The 16,500-nt window shown below is 70.5% G+C and carries 11 protein-coding genes; 1 reads left to right on the top strand and 10 read right to left on the bottom strand.

Annotated elements, in window-relative coordinates; genetic code table 11:
* Positions 1 to 38: 38 nt before the first annotated feature.
* The 9 genes from OHB49_RS27910 to OHB49_RS27870 all read right to left on the bottom strand — a co-directional run bounded on the left by OHB49_RS27910 (position 39) and on the right by OHB49_RS27870 (position 13,225).
* Positions 39 to 2,072: a glycosyltransferase family 4 protein gene (locus OHB49_RS27910; RefSeq protein ID WP_329163825.1), complete on the bottom strand. Its 2,034-nt coding sequence runs from the start codon at positions 2,070 to 2,072 to the stop codon at positions 39 to 41.
* 314 nt (positions 2,073 to 2,386) lie between these two features.
* On the bottom strand, positions 2,387 to 3,826 hold the full coding sequence (gene obgE / locus OHB49_RS27905; RefSeq protein ID WP_030970117.1) for a GTPase ObgE: 1,440 nt from the start codon (positions 3,824 to 3,826) through the stop codon (positions 2,387 to 2,389).
* 142 nt (positions 3,827 to 3,968) lie between these two features.
* Positions 3,969 to 4,226 (bottom strand): 50S ribosomal protein L27, encoded by a 258-nt coding sequence (gene rpmA, locus OHB49_RS27900; protein WP_028813462.1) that lies wholly within the window; start codon positions 4,224 to 4,226, stop codon positions 3,969 to 3,971.
* 14 nt (positions 4,227 to 4,240) lie between these two features.
* A complete protein-coding gene (rplU, locus tag OHB49_RS27895; RefSeq protein ID WP_030921216.1) occupies positions 4,241 to 4,561 on the bottom strand; it encodes a 50S ribosomal protein L21 in 321 nt (106 codons plus the stop codon).
* A gap of 195 nt (positions 4,562 to 4,756) precedes the next feature.
* Positions 4,757 to 5,818, bottom strand: coding sequence for an iron-containing alcohol dehydrogenase family protein (locus OHB49_RS27890; RefSeq protein WP_329163824.1), 1,062 nt, complete (start codon positions 5,816 to 5,818; stop codon positions 4,757 to 4,759).
* Complete coding sequence (locus OHB49_RS27885) at positions 5,806 to 6,558, bottom strand: phosphocholine cytidylyltransferase family protein (protein ID WP_329163823.1); 753 nt, start codon at positions 6,556 to 6,558, stop codon at positions 5,806 to 5,808. Before OHB49_RS27885 ends, OHB49_RS27890 begins: the two co-directional genes overlap by 13 nt.
* Positions 6,559 to 6,828: 270 nt before the next feature.
* Positions 6,829 to 10,857: an Rne/Rng family ribonuclease gene (locus tag OHB49_RS27880; RefSeq protein WP_329163822.1), complete on the bottom strand. Its 4,029-nt coding sequence runs from the start codon at positions 10,855 to 10,857 to the stop codon at positions 6,829 to 6,831.
* A 232-nt stretch (positions 10,858 to 11,089) separates the two neighbouring features.
* Positions 11,090 to 11,872, bottom strand: a complete 783-nt coding sequence (locus OHB49_RS27875) for a TIGR03936 family radical SAM-associated protein (protein ID WP_329163821.1) — start codon at positions 11,870 to 11,872, stop codon at positions 11,090 to 11,092.
* A gap of 123 nt (positions 11,873 to 11,995) precedes the next feature.
* The gene (locus OHB49_RS27870) at positions 11,996 to 13,225 is read right to left on the bottom strand and encodes a hypothetical protein (RefSeq protein ID WP_329163820.1); all 1,230 of its coding nucleotides are present in this window, start codon (positions 13,223 to 13,225) and stop codon (positions 11,996 to 11,998) included.
* Between the two features lie 532 nt (positions 13,226 to 13,757).
* Here OHB49_RS27870 and OHB49_RS27865 point away from each other — a divergent pair.
* On the top strand, positions 13,758 to 14,435 hold the full coding sequence (locus tag OHB49_RS27865) for a GAP family protein (protein WP_329163819.1): 678 nt from the start codon (positions 13,758 to 13,760) through the stop codon (positions 14,433 to 14,435).
* 80 nt (positions 14,436 to 14,515) lie between these two features.
* On the opposite strand, the gene OHB49_RS27860 is transcribed toward OHB49_RS27865, so the two are convergent.
* Positions 14,516 to 16,471 (bottom strand): TIGR03960 family B12-binding radical SAM protein, encoded by a 1,956-nt coding sequence (locus OHB49_RS27860; protein WP_030970105.1) that lies wholly within the window; start codon positions 16,469 to 16,471, stop codon positions 14,516 to 14,518.
* Positions 16,472 to 16,500: the final 29 nt, after the last annotated feature.

Genomic DNA, 16,500 nt, shown 5'->3' with positions numbered 1-16,500 from the left:
TCCGCGGGCCCGCCCTTCAGTCCCCTGCCGGTGCCGTCCTACGGCTGTACGTCCACCGTCTTGAAGGCGAGCTGCGACCGGGCCGTGAAGTACGGCCTGATCTCGATCCTGGTGACCGGAGACGGTACGGGCTTGCCGCCGTTCAGCACCCTGGTCACCCGGCGCGCCACCTTGGCCAGCACTGTCCTGCTGGGCTCGGGCAGCACCCGGACCACCGGACGGGGGAAGGTGAACACCCCGATCGGTTCCAGGACGTCGGTGGCCAGCTTGCCGACCTGGACCCGGTCCGCTTCCTCCGCGGGCCGCAGCCACATGTCCCAGATCAGCTCTGGTCCCTCGTGCGCACGCACCAGCGCGGCGCAGTCGACCCGGGCGGTGATCCGGCGGCCCTCCACGGCCGCCACCGGGAAGGTCAGCACCCGTTCCTTGTCCTTGCGTTGCACGGCCTCCAGGACCGCACCCCGGCCCAACTCCACACCCCAGCCTGCCGCTTCCACCTCGATGGTCTCGGTGCTGACCACCAGCGCGTCGATCTCCACATGGGCGTCGCGCACCACGCTGCGGATCCGGAGGCGGTCCATCTCGCCCCGGTGCGGCAGCAGCAACTCCAGGGCCGGGGCGCCGTCCTCCCGGGGCAACCGCACATTGAACACATCACGTAAGTCGCAGCCGTAACCGTCCACCGTCAGCGGCACCTCGTTGCCCGCGGGGGTGCGTACCGACAGCTCCCAGGTCCCCTCGGACAGTCCGCCGCGCCACGGCACCACCGCGGTGCCTCCGGCGTCGATCGCGAACCGCTCCTCCTGGTCCTGCCTGCCGACCAGGCGGCAGGCGATCTCGGCGCCGTGCGCCTCCGGGGGCAGCGCGCCGACCTCGATCCGGACCGAGCCCTCCGGGTCCACCTGGGCGCTGGCCGTCGTCAGCAGTGCCCGGCGGGCGAACGCGTCGTTCAGGATCGCCTCGAAGCGCTCGCAGCTCGCGGGCTCGTGGAAGCGCACGGCATTGCGTACCGCGGCCTCACCCATCCGTTTGCGGCGCTCGTCGTTCTCGACCAGTTGGAGGACGGCCTCGGCCATGGCGTCGGTGTTGCCGCACGGGACGATGAAACCGTCCTCGCCGTGGGTGATGATGTTGCGCGGTCCGTGGTCGGCGTCGGTGCTGACCACGGGCAGACCGGCGGCCAGCGCCTCGACGATCACATTGCCGAACGCCTCCCGCTTGGACGGGAGCACGAAGATCGAACCCTTGCTGAATTCGGGGGCGACCGGGGCGACCGGTCCCATCAGCGCCACGGTGTTGTGCAGGCCGAGGTTCTCGATCTGCTTGCGCAGACCGGCCTTCTCCGTGCCCTCGCCGTAGATGCGCAGCCGCCAGTCGGGATGCTTGCGTACGACGGTGGCGAAGGCTTCGACGACCGCCGCGAAGTTCTTGTTCTCCTTGAGGAGACCCGCCGCGATGATGACCTTGTTGGTGCTCTTGGACTGCACCGGGGCGGCAGGCACGCAGTTCGGCATGACGGCCAGCCGGTTACGGACGCCGGGCACCTGCTTGCCGATGCTCTCGGCCTCTTCGGGCGTGGGAGCGGTGAGCGCGTCCAGCGAGTGGTACGCCTTGAACAGCCGGCCCTGGTAGTACTTCGCGTAGATCGAGGGCATCGAGTGCTCCTGCGTGACCCGCAGGTAGTCGCCCTCGGCGTACGAGAGCATGATCGTGTTCCGCGGGCTGGAGCTCACCACGACGTCGGAGTCGGTGGTCGCGAGGAATTCCAGCAGCCGCAGCTCGGCCAGTCTGCTGACCACCGGCTTCTTCTCTGCCGGGTCGACCGGGTAGACCTTCGGGAAGGCCTCGATCAACGGGTGCTCCAGGTCGGAGGCGGGGGAATGCCCCCGCAGGTCGGTGAGGACACGCACAGACACCCGCGGGTCGAGCGGGAAGTACGACGTGTCCCGCACCTTGCGCAGGGCGACGATCTCCACCTCGTGCCGGGAGGCGAGCGCGCCCGCAAGGTTCTGCGTCGCGCTGACCACCCCGCCCATATGGCACAGGTCGCGTACCAGGAATGAAATCTTCAACAGCGTCTTTCGGCCGGGCCGCAGCTCGCAGCAATCCCCGGGCAGCCTCGCGCGACTGTCATCACGCGCCCCCTACCCCCTCAGTCGGCGCGAGGGCAGGCCTCTGTCCTCGCATCGAGGTAGACACGCAGAAGCTCTAAAAGGCTGCACACCGGGCGAAAGTTTATCCATTCTTTGGACAAAACGCTCTATTTGCCACGACCCGGTATGGATTCAAGCCGGAACCCGGTCGGAAAGCTCCCGGAACGACAGAGGGGCCTGTCCCCGGACCAGGGATTTCCCTGGTCCGGGGACAGGCCCCTCGGCATCCCGCGCTACGCGAACGGGTCGAACTCCTGGTATTCCTTGCTGGCTTCGTCCCGCTCCGACTCGCGGTCGCGACGGCGCTGAGCGGCCGGACGCGGCGCTTCGAGACGGTGGTCCTCGCCACGGCGCCCGAGCATCTCCGCACCCGCCGCCACGGTCGGCTCCCAGTCGAAGACGACCGCGTTGTCCTCGGCGCCGATGGCCACACCGTCGCCCGCCCGGGCGCCGGCCTTCATCAGCTCGTCCTCGACACCGAGACGGTTGAGCCGGTCCGCCAGATAGCCGACGGCCTCGTCGTTGTTGAAGTCGGTCTGCCGCACCCAGCGCTCCGGCTTCTCGCCGCGCACCCGGTAGATGCCGTCCTCCTCCAGCGTGACGGTGAAGCCCGCGTCGTCCACGGCCTTCGGGCGGATGACGATGCGGGTCGCCTCCTCCACGGGCTTGGCGGCACGCGCCTCGGCGATCACACCGGCGAGCGCGTAGGAGAGTTCCTTGAGGCCGGTACGGGCGACGGCGGACACCTCGAAGACGCGGTAACCGCGCTCCTCCAGTTCCGGTCGGATCAAGTCGGCGAGGTCCTGGCCGTCCGGGATGTCGATCTTGTTGAGGACGACGATGCGGGGCCGGTCGTCCAGACCGCCGTACTGCTTCAGCTCCTCCTCGATCATGTCGAGGTCGGAGACCGGGTCGCGGTCGGACTCCAGCGTCGCCGTGTCCAGCACGTGTACGAGGACCGAGCAGCGCTCGACGTGCCGCAGGAACTCCAGGCCGAGGCCCCTGCCCTGGCTGGCACCCGGGATCAGGCCCGGCACGTCGGCGATGGTGTAGACGGTGCTGCCCGCCGTGACCACGCCCAGGTTCGGGACGAGCGTGGTGAACGGGTAGTCGGCGATCTTCGGCTTGGCCGCGGACAGGACCGAGATCAGCGAGGACTTGCCGGCACTCGGGTAGCCCACCAGAGCCACGTCGGCGACGGTCTTGAGCTCCAGGACGATGTCCCGGGCTTCGCCCGGCTCGCCGAGCAGCGCGAAGCCGGGGGCCTTGCGGCGGGCGGAGGCGAGTGCCGCGTTGCCGAGGCCGCCGCGGCCGCCCTGGCCGGCCACGAACGTGGTGCCCTGACCGACCAGGTCGGCCAGCACGTTGCCGTTCCTGTCGAGCACGACCGTGCCGTCGGGGACCGGCAGGACGAGGTCCTGGCCCTCCTTGCCGGTGCGGTGGTCGCCCGCGCCGGGCTGGCCGTTGGTGGCCTTGCGGTGCGGACTGTGGTGGTAGTCGAGGAGTGTGGTGATGTCCTGGTCGACGACCAGGGTCACATCGCCGCCACGGCCGCCGTTGCCGCCGTCCGGGCCGCCGAGCGGCTTGAACTTCTCACGGTGAACGGAGGCACAGCCGTGGCCTCCGTTACCCGCGGCGACATGCAGCTCGACGCGGTCCACGAAGGTGGTCATGGTGGAAACCTCCAGTTACATACATGCAGAAATGTTTCAAGCTCATGCTGTCTCTCCTAGGAGAAACACGCGAAAGGCGGACCCGCTTCCCATACGGGAAGTGAGGTCCGCCTCCGCAGAAACCGCTCGACGAGCGCCGAAATTACTCGGCGATCGGAACGATGTTCACGACCTTGCGGCCACGGTGGGTGCCGAACTCGACCGCACCAGCGGCGAGCGCGAACAGCGTGTCGTCGCCGCCACGGCCGACGCCCGTGCCCGGGTGGAAGTGGGTGCCACGCTGGCGGACCAGGATCTCACCGGCGTTGACGGCCTGGCCGCCGAAGCGCTTGACGCCGAGCCGCTGAGCGTTGGAATCGCGCCCGTTCCGGGTGGACGATGCGCCCTTCTTGTGTGCCATCTTTTCTCAGTCCCTTACTTCGCAGCCGCGGGGATACCGGTGACCTTGATCGCCGTGTACTGCTGACGGTGACCCTGGCGACGGCGGTAGCCGGTCTTGTTCTTGTAGCGAAGGATGTCGATCTTCGCGCCCTTGTGGTGGTCCACGACCTCGGCCTGGACCTTGATCCCGGCCAGCACCCACGGGTCGCTGGTCACGGCGTCGCCGTCGACCACGAGCAGGGTCGAGAGCTCGACCGTGTCACCAACCTGGGCAGTGGAAATCTTGTCAACCTCAACGATGTCACCGACAGCAACCTTGTGCTGGCGGCCACCGCTGCGCACGATGGCGTACACGCGGATCTCACTCTCGCTCGGAACGGAAACCCCTGATGCCAGCCGCTCACACGGGTCCGAAGACCCGCGACGATCCGGATTGGACGAGCGGCCTCTCCCGTACGAGCGGGAGGTCAGTGCTCAGAGGTGTGGCGAACAAACGCCGACGGTCAAGGCTACGGGGCCTTGGACAGCCGGTCAAACCGGGCCCCTGATTCAGGCCTCGACAGCCTTCACGTACTCGGCGTAGGCATCCCGGATCCCGTCCACGGACAGGTTCAGGTGTTCCAGGATCGTGTAGCGCCCGGGCCTGGTCTGGGGAGCGAATTCGACCACCGAGACGAACTCGTCCGCAGTGAAGCCGATCTCCTCGGCCAGCACGGGCAGGCCGTGGCTCCGCAGCGTCCGGGCCATCTGTACGGACTCCTCGCGGGCACCGCGCAGATGCATGGCGAACGCCGCACCCAGACCGCACTGCTCGCCGTGGCTGGCGGCACGCTGCGGGAAAAGGAGATCGAAGGCGTGGTTGATCTCGTGGCACGCGCCGGAAGCGGGGCGGCTGTCGCCCGCGACCGACATCGAGATACCGGTGATCACCAGGCCTTCGGCCAGCACCTGCAGGAAGCTGTCGTCCCCGATGCCGCCGGGGTGGCGCAGCACCGCCTCACCGGCCTGGCGGGCCATCGCGGCAGCGAGGCCGTCGATGTCCTCGCCCTTGACCTCATGGGCCAGCTCCCAGTCCGCGACCGCGGAGATGTTGGACAGCGCGTCGCCGATCCCGGAGCGCACGAACCGGGCCGGGGCCTCGCGGATGATGTCGAGGTCGATCAGGACCGCGATCGGGTTCGGGACACCGTACGAACCGCGGCCCGCGTCGTTGTCCAACGTCGCGACCGGCGAGCAGAGACCGTCGTGGGAGAGGTTCGTCGCCACCGCGACCAGCGGCAGCCCGACTCGCGCCGCGGCGAACTTCGCACAGTCGATGATCTTGCCGCCGCCGAGGCCGACCACGGCGTCGTAACGCCCGGACTTCATGGCCTCGGCGAGCTTGATCGCGTCCCCCAGGGAGCCGCCACCGACCTCGAACCAGGAAGCGCTCGGCAGGCTCGCCGACAGCCGCTCGCGCAGCGCCTGACCGGACCCTGCACTGATCGCGACCGCCAGCTTGCCCGAGCTGGAGATCCTCTGGTCCGCGAGGACGCTCGCGAGGTCGGCCAGGGCACCCGCGCGGATATCGACGACGATCGGCGCCGGTATGAGGCGGGTCAGTACTGGCACGCGATCCTCCTGCCCTTGGCGAGGTCCTCGTGGTTGTCGATCTCGACCCACTGGACGTCGCCGATCGGCGCCACGTCGATCTTGAAGTCGCGGTTGACGAGCTCCTGGTAGCCGTCCTCGTAGTACAGGTCCGGGTCGCGCTCGAAGGTCGTCCGCAGTGCGTCCGCGAGCTCGTCGGCCGCTTCGCCCTCGATGAGGGTGACGCCGATGTACTCGCCCGTCGCGTCCGCCGGGTCCATCAGCTTGGTGATCCGCTGGACGCCCTTCTCGGCGTCCACGACGACCTTCATCTCCTCGTCGGCGAGCTGCTTCACCGTGTCGAGGGCGAGGATGATCCTCTTGCCGTCACCGCGGGCGGCCAGCAGCGTCTTCTCGACGGAGACCGGGTGAACGGTGTCGCCGTTGGCGAGGATCACGCTGTGCTTGATCGAGTCGCGGCCGCACCAGAGGGAGTACGCGTTGTTCCACTCCTCGGCCTTGTCGTTGTCGATCAGCGTGATCGAGACGCCGTACTTCGCCTCAAGAGCCTCCTTGCGGGCGTACACGGCCTCCTTGCGGTAGCCCACGATGATCGCGACCTCGGTCAGCCCCACCTCGGCGAAGTTGCCCAGCGTCAGATCGATGACGGTGAGGGTTTCCTCGTCGCCCTCGGGGCCCACCGGCACCAGGGCCTTCGGAAGGGTGTCGGTGTACGGGCGCAGACGCCGTCCGGCACCGGCTGCGAGTATCAGGCCGATCATGAAGGTTCTCCTTGCTTCCTGGGTCGTGCTCTACGAGTTCATTGTCCGGTCGCGGCGCGTCCGACGACGGCCCGAGGACAGTTGCCTCGGTCACTTGAGCGAAGCCGCCCCGGCCGGGTCCGGTCCCGCGCAGTCTCCGTGGACCGGGGCGGGTGCGGCAGTGCACCGAACGCATGCCGACCGGCCACTCGTACGGGGCCGGTCCGGTTGCGTCGGCTGCTGCAGAGGTCGGGCCTTGGTCAGGCCCGACCTCTGAATGCCCTGCGGCGACTACTGCTCCGCTGCCGCCGTCTTCTTCGCCGCCGCCTTCTTGGCCGTCGTCTTCTTCGCGACGGTCTTCTTGGCAGCCGTCTTCTTGGTGGCTGCCTTCTTGGCGGTGACCTTCTTGGCGGTCTTGCGGGCCGTCTTCTTGGCCGGGGCCTCGGCCTCCGCGGTCTCCGCGGCGACCGCGGTGGCGTCGGCCGGGACCGGTTCGGCCTCGGACTCGATGGAGCCCGTCACCACGACGACCTCCGCACCGTCCGCACCTGCGGGCGAGCCCGCGGGGGCGGTGACCTTGCGGGTCACCCGGCGCCGGGCACGCGGCGGGGCGGCCGCTTCCTCGGGCGCGGCCTCGGCCACCGGGGCCTCGACGACCACGGCCTCGGCGGCAACCACGTCCGCTACGGGCAGCGGCGCCTCGACCGGCTCGGCCGCGGCCGGCGAGCCCGCCGGAGCGGTCGCCTTGCGGGTCGCCCGACGGCGCGTACGGCCCTGCGGAGCCTCGGCCACCGGGGCCTCGACGACCGGCACGGGCTCGGTCACCGGCTCCGGCTCCACGACCGGGGTGGGCTCAGGCGCCGTCCTCGGGGCGCCGGCCGGGGCCGATGCCTTGCGGGTCGCGCGCCGACGGCCACGGCCGCGCGAAGCGGCCGCCTCGGCCTCGGCCGGGCTGCTGTACAGCTCCTCGTCCGGTACGAACTCCGGCTCGGGAAGCGCCACCGGAGCGGCGACCTCGGCAGCCACCTCGGCCTCGGTCTCCACCTCGGCCTCTACGTGCTCGTGCTCGTGCTCGTGCTCGACGAGAGCCTCGGGCTGCTCACCGGCGCCCCCGCGGCCGCGCTTCTTCGCACGCTTGCCGTTGCCGCCGCCACCGACCGTGGTCGGCTGCTCCATGTGCACGATCACGCCGCGCCCGTTGCAGTGGACACAGGTCTCGGAGAAGGACTCCAGCAGACCCTGTCCCACCCGCTTGCGGGTCATCTGGACCAGGCCCAGCGAGGTGACCTCGGCGACCTGGTGCTTCGTACGGTCGCGACCCAGGCACTCCAGCAGACGCCGCAGCACCAGGTCCCGGTTGGACTCCAGGACCATGTCGATGAAGTCGATGACGACGATGCCACCGAGGTCGCGCAGCCGCAGCTGGCGCACGATCTCCTCGGCCGCCTCCAGGTTGTTCCTGGTGACGGTCTCCTCGAGGTTGCCGCCCTGACCGGTGAACTTGCCGGTGTTGACGTCGACGACGACCATCGCCTCGGTCTTGTCGATCACCAGCGAGCCGCCGCTGGGCAGCCAGACCTTGCGGTCCAGCGCCTTCATCAGCTGCTCGTCGATCCGGTAGGTCGCGAAGATGTCGACCTCGGAGGTCCACCTCGACAGACGGTCCGTCAGGTCGGGGGCAACGTGCGCGACGTAACCGTGGATGGTCTCCCACGCGTCGTCACCGCTGACGATGACCTTCGAGAAGTCCTCGTTGAAGATGTCGCGGACGACTCGGACCGTCATGTCCGGCTCGCCGTAGAGCAGCGTCGGCGCGTTGGCGCTGCCGTTGCTCTTCGACTTCTTCTGGATGTCCTCCCACTGCTGCTGCAGCCGCTCGACATCGCGGCGCAGCTCGTCCTCGCTCGCACCCTCGGCGGCGGTGCGCACGATGACGCCCGCGTCCTCGGGGACGATCTTCTTGAGGATGGTCTTCAGCCGGGCGCGCTCCGTGTCGGGCAGCTTGCGGCTGATACCGGTCATCGAGCCCTCGGGCACATAGACCAGGTAGCGGCCGGGCAGCGAGACCTGGCTGGTCAGGCGGGCGCCCTTGTGGCCGATCGGGTCCTTCGTCACCTGGACGAGGACGGACTGGCCGGACTTCAGCGCGGTCTCGATCCGGCGCGGCCCATGGGCCATGCCCAGCGCCTCGAAGTTGACCTCACCGGCGTACAGGACGGCGTTGCGGCCCTTGCCGATGTCGACGAACGCAGCCTCCATGGACGGCAGTACGTTCTGCACCTTGCCCAGGTAGACGTTGCCGACGTAGCTGGTGGCCTGCTCCTTGTTGACGTAGTGCTCGACGAGCACGTTGTCCTCGAGGACGCCGATCTGGGTGCGCTCGCCGTTCTGACGGACGACCATCACGCGCTCGACGGCCTCGCGGCGGGCCAGGAACTCCGCCTCCGTGATGATCGGGACGCGACGGCGGCCCTGCTCACGGCCTTCGCGGCGGCGCTGCTTCTTCGCCTCCATGCGGGTCGAGCCCTTGATGGACTGGACCTCGTCGAAGCCGGTGCCGGGCTCGCGCTCGGCTTCCTTCTTCCGGGGCTCACGGACCTTGACGACCGTGCGCTCCGGGTCGTCCGTACCGGCTTCGGCCTCGGGCGAGGCGTCACCGCTGCGACGACGGCGACGACGCCGGCGACGGCTGCTGCTGGAGCCGGAAGCGGACAGCTCGTGGTCCTCTTCCTCCTCCTCGTCGGCCTCGTGAGCGCGCTCGTGCTCGTCCTCGGACGTGTCGGCGGCGTGTTCGTCGGCGTGCTGCTCCGCGGCTTCTTCAGCCTCGGTCGACTCACCGCGGCGACGACGACGGCCACCGCGACGGCGACGGCGCGAGGGCCGGTCCCCGTACTCGTCCGACTCGTCGCCCTCGTGCTCGGCCTCGTGCTCGGCCTCGCCGTCGGCCTCCAGCTCGTGCTCGTCCTCGGCCGGCTCCTCGGCCGGGGCTGCGGGGGCGGGCGTCCGCTCGGCGGCCGCCTCGGTCTCGGCGGCCTCACCGCGACGGCGGCGACGACGACGGGAGCCGCCCTGCGGCGCGGCCTCGGCGACGGGGGCCGCCTCGGCAGCGGCCTCGTCGGTCGCGGCGGTCTCCTCGACCGTCTCGATCTCTTCCTCGGCCTCGTCGTAGCGCGAGGGGGTGCCGGCGGCCGCAGCCATGGCTGCGGCGGTCTCCGGGGTCTGGAACATCGGCTCGGCGAAGACCGGCGCCTGGAAGACGGCCACGGCCGGGCGCGTCGCGCGACGGCTCTTGCTGGCCGGCTCCTCGACCTTTCCGGTGAACTCCGGCCTCCCCGCGGCGGCGGTCGCCCGCCGGCGCTGACGGCCACGCGGCGCGGCGCTCTCGGCCGCCTCCTCCGGCTCGGCGGCCGGCTCCTCGGCGGCAGCCGCCTCGACCGGGGTCTCGGTGACGATCTCGACAGGGGCAACGGCCTCGGCGGCCTGCGGCGCACCCGCCGGAGCGGTCGCCTTACGGACCGCACGGCGACGGCCGCGCGGGGCCTCCGGCTCAGCGGCCTCGGCGGCCGGTGCGGCCTCCACGGTCTCAGCGGCGCCGGTGTCGGCCGGCGTGGTCTGCGGCGTACCGGCCGGAGCGGATGCGCGGCGGCGGGTACGGCCGCGGGGCGCCTCGGCCACGACGGGCTCGGCGACGGCGGGCTGCGCGGGCGCCTCGGTCTCGACGGCCGGGGTGGGCTCGACGACCTCCACGACCTCGGCGGCCGCCGGAGCACCTGCCGGAGCGGTGGCCTTGCGGGACGCCCGGCGACGCGCACGCGGCGCCTCCGCGGCCTCAGGGGTCTCTGCGGCCGGGGCGGTCTCGGTCTCAGCGGCCTCGGTGGTCTTCTCGGCGTTCGGCGCACCAGCCGGAGCGGTCGCCTTACGGGTCGCCCGGCGACGCGCACGCGGCGCCTCCGCGGCCTCAGGGGTCTCTGCGGCCGGAGTGGCCTCCGCGGTCTCCGCGGAGGCAGCGCTCGTGGGGGTCTCCACGACCTCGGCGGTCTCCGGCGCACCCGCGGGGGCTGTCGCCTTGCGGACCGCCCGGCGACGGGTACGCGCCGGCGGCGCGGTCTCCGCCTCGTCGGCGGCGACGGCGGTGGTGTCGGACACTGCGGCGTCAACGGCCGGTATGGCCGGCGCTGCAGCCTCCGAGCCGGCGGCGCCCGACGGCGGGCCGGCCGGCCGGGAAGCGGCACGGCGCCTGCGGCGCGGAGGCAGCTTGTCCCCGGGGGTGTTGTTCTCTTCGGCGTTCCCGGTCGTGCCGGGCTCGTTCGGTTCGAGCATGCGGGCGGTTCTCCCGTCACGCTCCCGGGCGCCACGCCTGATTCCGGTCCGGCACGGTCCGCATGGGAAACGCGGTACCGCCGTCCGGGGCGCGGGCGCCGCACGGGAGCTGAATGTCTGGCTCGCCGGTTCCGTACGCGATGTACGCACGGCCTGGCGAAAGTCTTATGGGTCAGCGCGCTGCCCGACCCAGGTGGCTCCCGAGTCCGAGGACTGCGCTACAACGACCGCCTTACGCGGAACCTGCACCTTCCGGCGCCGTCGCGACGGCGGTCCCGGTGGCCGTGGGTAGCACGGTCGGGGCTGCCTCGCGGTCGGGCGCGAGCGGGTCGGTCACCGTGCCGGACTCCTCGTCGAAGAGCCCCTGCGCCAGCCTGGTCACCGCTGCGGGGACCGGCGGCGCCAGGTCGGCCACAACGCGGAGACCGGACAGGACGTCGTCAGGTCGCACGGCAGGTGTCACGTGCCGAACAACCAGCCGCAGTATCGCACAGGGCTTGTCCCCCGGCCTATCAGCCTGAGGATCGACGGCTTCCAGATCCGCGACAGCGGCACGGGCGTCGAAGGTCCGCATGCCGTTCTTCGTGCGGCGCTGGACCTCGACGTTCTCGGCGCCGAGGAAACCGGCGACGGCCTTCTCGGCGTCCTCGATCGGAACCCCGTCGAGCCGCATCTCCCAGACGGAAGCAGTCAGCCGCTCGGCGAGACCCGAGGTGCGGGCCTCCACGGCGTCGGTGATGTCGAGGCCGTCCGGAAGCGACGCGTCGAGCAGGTCGCGCAACGTGTCGGGGTCCCGCGCCTCGGTGAGGGCGATCTCCAGGAACTCGGCCTCGCTGCCCGTGCCGGTGGGTGCGGCATTGGCGTACGACACCTTGGGATGCGGGGTGAAGCCCGCCGAGTAGGCCATGGGCACCTCGGCGCGGCGCAGCGCCCGCTCGAAGGCGCGCTGGAAGTCGCGGTGGCTGGTGAACCGGAGGCGGCCGCGCTTCGTGTAGCGCAGTCGGATGCGCTGCACTGCCGGTGCGGGCGGCGGGCCTTCGGGCTGTCGCTTGCCCAGTGGTTCTTCTCCTCGGTGCGGAGCGGACGCGGTGGCACGCCGCCCTCGAAATACGGGTGGCCCGGGGGTGTCCGGTCCGGCTCACCCCTGCTTTCGCAGGGAGATCTCTGGTTCGGGCGCCGCGCTGGGCACAGTCGTTGTACTACCCAGAGTACGCGCAAGGGGGGCCACCGGTTCCCGGGGCTCGGGGGCCGGGCCCCCGCCGACCAGTGCCCGCCATGCGTCGCGGCGGGCCTGGCGCACGGTCTCGCGTGCGGTGCGCAGGGCGCCGCGGGCCGCGCGTCCCGCCTCTGCGGCGGCACTTCTGGCCGGGGCCCAGACCATGTCGCGTACGAAGTGCCCGACGGGCGTGCACACGGTGCGGTAGGTCCAGGCCACCGGGGCGCCGATGAGGTGCCACGCCAGCCAGGCGAGAGCGCGGCCGACGGCCCGCGAGAGATACCCGGCAATGCGCCAGGCGACACCGATCGCGGCGGCGACCTCCCGGCCGACCGGGGTGAGGACCCGCTGCCAGAACCACCTCACAGGGGTGACGAGCACCGTCATGACCAGCCAGGCGACGGCTGTGCCCAGCCCCCGGCCCACCGCGACGACGCCGCTCGCCACCACGTCGGCCAGCCACGCGATGCCGTGGCCGAGCGGGGTGAGAAGTGCCCGGTACGCCCAGGCCAGCGGCGCGACGATCAGGTACTTCACGAGCCGGTCGAGGGCGAGCGCGAGCGGCACCAGCAGGTACCGCCACGCGCCGACCACCGGCCGGACGAAGAGAGCGGTGAGTACCCACACCGTCGCGGCGGCGACGCCCCGTCCGACGGGGGTGAGCAGTGAGCGGTACACCCGGCGCAGTCCGTGCCCGAGCGGGGTGAGAAGCGACACGTAGATCCGGACGGCCGGCGCGACGATGCCGTACCGGACCACGGGCACGACCACGTACTGCCACAGCGCCACCCACGGCCACACGAAGACCGCCGCGCCCAGCCACCGCACGCTCCGGCCGACCACGGCGGCCAGTCGGCGCAGTCCATGCCCCAGCGGGGTGAGGACCGACTCGTACAGCCAAACCAGCGGGATCACCACGAGGACCCGGCACAGCCACGCCAGCGCCCGTCCCGCGGGGCGCAGCAGCATCCGGTCGGCGGCGCGGGAGGTGGCGACGAGCGCGTCCCAGACCATCCGTACGGGCAGGACGATCACGAGCACCACGATCCGTACCGGAATCCTGATGAGCGTGGTCAGACAGCCGTCGCCGGACTCGTAGTGCGCGGGCGCCTGATGGTTGCCGTTGGCGCGGAGCTGCTTCTCCTGGTCCATGCCGGACAGGACGCGAAGACCCGGCCCAGGGTTTCCCCAGCCGGGTCTTCGTCATCGAGCTGTCACCCGAACCGTGACGTGCGGTGTCACCGGGACTGAGTGTCCGTCGGGGCCACTCACCGACGGACCCGCAACCGCTCGGCCATTCCGGCCGCGAGGCCATGTGGTCTGCGCGCCCGGCGGGGGGCGCTGTGCAATTCATCGAGCAGGCAAGGGACTTGGCGAGGATCTGACCTCGTCCGTACCCGGCGGCGGATCGACAAGCCGCGCCGGTGCTCAGGGTTGCCGCCGCACCCACCTCGGATCACGACAGGCGCGGGCGGGACTTGGGGCGCGGGCTGAAGGGCCTGCGGACACCCCGGCCTCAGCCCTCACCCGTTCGACGCCCGTACCGCGCCGCGCAGCCGATGCCGTCCGACAATGTGCAGAGGGGCAGAGGGACGGGTGGAACACACACCCCTTCACGTGACATCTCCCCCGGCGTGTGACTCGCCCGCCTCGGGCAGCCCGATCCACCCTCGCGGAGGCCCCCTTGGGACACGCAGTAGGCGATGTGCTCGGCCTGGCGGCCGGTGTCGCGGTCAGCCCGCTTCCCATCGTCGCGATGATCCTGGTCCTGGCCACTCCGCGCGGCCGTCTCAACGGACCGCTACTGGCCATCGGCTGGATCCTGGGGCTGGCGGTACTGGGGGCGATCATGCTGGTGGTCGGGGGCTCCGGTGGCGGGTCCACCGACAAGCACCCCGCCACCTGGGTAGGGGCACTGAAGCTCGCTCTGGGCGTGTTGCTGGTCCTGTTCGGCGCCCGCCAGTGGCGTCGGCGCCCCACCGACGCCGCTCAAGCGCAACTGCCGCAGTGGATGGCCGCGATCGACAGCTTCACCCCGGTCAAGATCCTCGCGCTGGGGCTGGCGCTGTCAGCGGCCAACGCCAAGAACGCACCCCTGACCATTGCCGCAGGTGCCTCGATCAGCTCTGCCGGAATCCCCGTGCCGCAGCAGATCGCGACACTCGCCGTGTTCGTCCTCATCGGGTCGCTGGGCGTGCTCGCACCGCTGGGCGTCTACCTGCTCATGGGGGAACGGGCGAAGAACGTGCTCGGCAACTGGCGCGACTGGGCCGTCCTGCACAACGTCGCGGTGATGGCCGTCCTCTTCCTGGTTCTCGGGCTCAAGCTGGTCGGGGACGGCGTGAGCGTCCTCGCTTCTTGAGGTGGCTGCCGGAGCGGCAGCCACCTCGTCATCACTTGCCCCCGAGGACGTGACTCACCCGACCGAGTGCCTCGCGCGCCTCAGTGCGCGTGCCCGCCGGCAGCAGGGGCAGCGTTCTTGACCGCCAGCGGCAGCAACTTCTTGCCGGTCGGCCCGATCTGGATGGACGTGTCCATCTGCGGACACACGCCACAGTCGAAGCACGGGGTCCAGCGGCAGTCCTCGACCTCGGTCTCGTCGAGCGAGTCCTGCCAGTCCTCCCAGAGCCAGTCCTTGTCGAGACCGGAGTCCAGGTGGTCCCAGGGCAGGACCTCCTCGTACGTGCGCTCACGGGTGGTGTACCAGTCGACGTCCACCCCGAACCCGGGGAGCGTCTTCTCGGCGCAGGCCATCCAGCGGTCGTACGAGAAGTGCTCGCGCCAGCCGTCGAAGCGGCCGCCGGCCTCGTAGACGGCGCGGATGACGGAGCCGATGCGGCGGTCGCCGCGCGAGAGCAGGCCCTCGACGATGCCGGGCTTGCCGTCGTGGTAGCGGAAGCCGATCGAGCGGCCGTACTTCTTGTCGCCGCGGATCTTGTCGCGCAGCTTCTCCAGGCGGGCGTCGGTCTCCTCGGCGCTGAGCTGCGGGGCCCACTGGAACGGGGTGTGCGGCTTGGGTACGAAGCCACCGATGGAGACGGTGCAGCGGATGTCGTTCTGCCCGGAGACCTCACGGCCCTTGGCGATGACGTTGACCGCCATGTCGCCGATCTGGAGGACGTCCTCGTCGGTCTCGGTGGGCAGGCCGCACATGAAGTACAGCTTCACCTGACGCCAGCCGTTGCCGTACGCGGTGGCGACGGTCCGGATGAGGTCCTCTTCCGAGACCATCTTGTTGATGACCTTGCGCATGCGCTCGGAGCCGCCCTCGGGGGCGAACGTGAGGCCCGAGCGGCGGCCGTTGCGGGTCAGCTCGTTGGCCAGGTCGACGTTGAACGCGTCGACGCGGGTGGAGGGCAGCGAGAGGCCGATCTTGTCCTCGGTGTACCGGTCGGCGAGGCCCTTGGCGATGTCGCCGATCTCACTGTGGTCCGCGGAGGACAGGGACAGCAGGCCGACCTCCTCGAAGCCGGTCGCCTTGAGACCCTTCTCGACCATTTCGCCGATGCCGGTGATGCTTCGCTCCCGTACGGGACGCGTGATCATGCCGGCCTGGCAGAAACGGCAGCCGCGGGTGCAGCCTCGGAAGATCTCGACGGACATCCGCTCGTGGACGGTCTCGGCGAGGGGGACCAGGGGCTGCTTCGGGTACGGCCACTCGTCGAGGTCCATGACGGTGTGCTTGGAGACCCGCCACGGCACGCCCGACTTGTTCGGCACGACGCGGCCGATGCGGCCGTCCGGGAGGTACTCGACGTCGTAGAACCTCGGTACGTAGACGCCACCGGTCTTCGCGAGCCGGAACAGCACCTCCTCGCGCCCGCCGGGGCGGCCCTCGGCCTTCCAGCCGCGGATGATCTCGGTGATCTCCAGGACCGCCTGCTCGCCGTCGCCGATGACCGCGCAGTCGATGAACTCCGCGATCGGCTCGGGGTTGAAGGCGGCGTGGCCGCCCGCGAGGACGATCGGGTCGTCGAGGCCGCGGTCCCGGGCGTCGAGGGGGATGCCCGCGAGGTCCAGGGCGGTGAGCATGTTGGTGTAGCCGAGCTCGGTGGAGAAGCTCAGCCCGAAGACGTCGAACGCCTTCACCGGGCGGTGGCTGTCCACGGTGAACTGCGGGACCTTGTGCTCGCGCATCAGCTCTTCGAGGTCCGGCCAGACGCTGTACGTGCGCTCGGCCATGACGCCGTCGCGCTCGTTGAGTACCTCGTACAGGATCATGACGCCCTGGTTGGGCAGTCCGACCTCGTACGCGTCCGGGTACATCAGCGCCCAGCGGACGTCACACTCGTCCCACGGCTTGACGGTGGAGTTCAGCTCACCGCCGACGTACTGGATGGGCTTCTGCACATGCGGGAGCAGAGCTTCGAGCTGTGGGAAGACCGATTCGACAGACATCGCGAACTTTCGAGAGCCGGCAGGGGTGA

The organism is Streptomyces sp. NBC_01717, assembly GCF_036248255.1.
Taxonomy (GTDB): Bacteria; Actinomycetota; Actinomycetes; order Streptomycetales; family Streptomycetaceae; genus Streptomyces.
This window is presented reverse-complemented; position numbering and strand designations above follow the sequence as displayed.

Coding starts and splice junctions, on each gene's coding strand:
- OHB49_RS27885 (WP_329163823.1), bottom strand. CDS start 6,558: ATGATCGGCCTGATACTCGCAGCCGGTGCCGGACGGCGTCTGCGCCCG.
- obgE (WP_030970117.1), bottom strand. CDS start 3,826: ATGACCACCTTCGTGGACCGCGTCGAGCTGCATGTCGCCGCGGGTAAC.
- OHB49_RS27860 (WP_030970105.1), bottom strand. CDS start 16,471: ATGTCTGTCGAATCGGTCTTCCCACAGCTCGAAGCTCTGCTCCCGCAT.
- OHB49_RS27870 (WP_329163820.1), bottom strand. CDS start 13,225: ATGGACCAGGAGAAGCAGCTCCGCGCCAACGGCAACCATCAGGCGCCC.
- rpmA (WP_028813462.1), bottom strand. CDS start 4,226: ATGGCACACAAGAAGGGCGCATCGTCCACCCGGAACGGGCGCGATTCC.
- OHB49_RS27880 (WP_329163822.1), bottom strand. CDS start 10,857: ATGCTCGAACCGAACGAGCCCGGCACGACCGGGAACGCCGAAGAGAAC.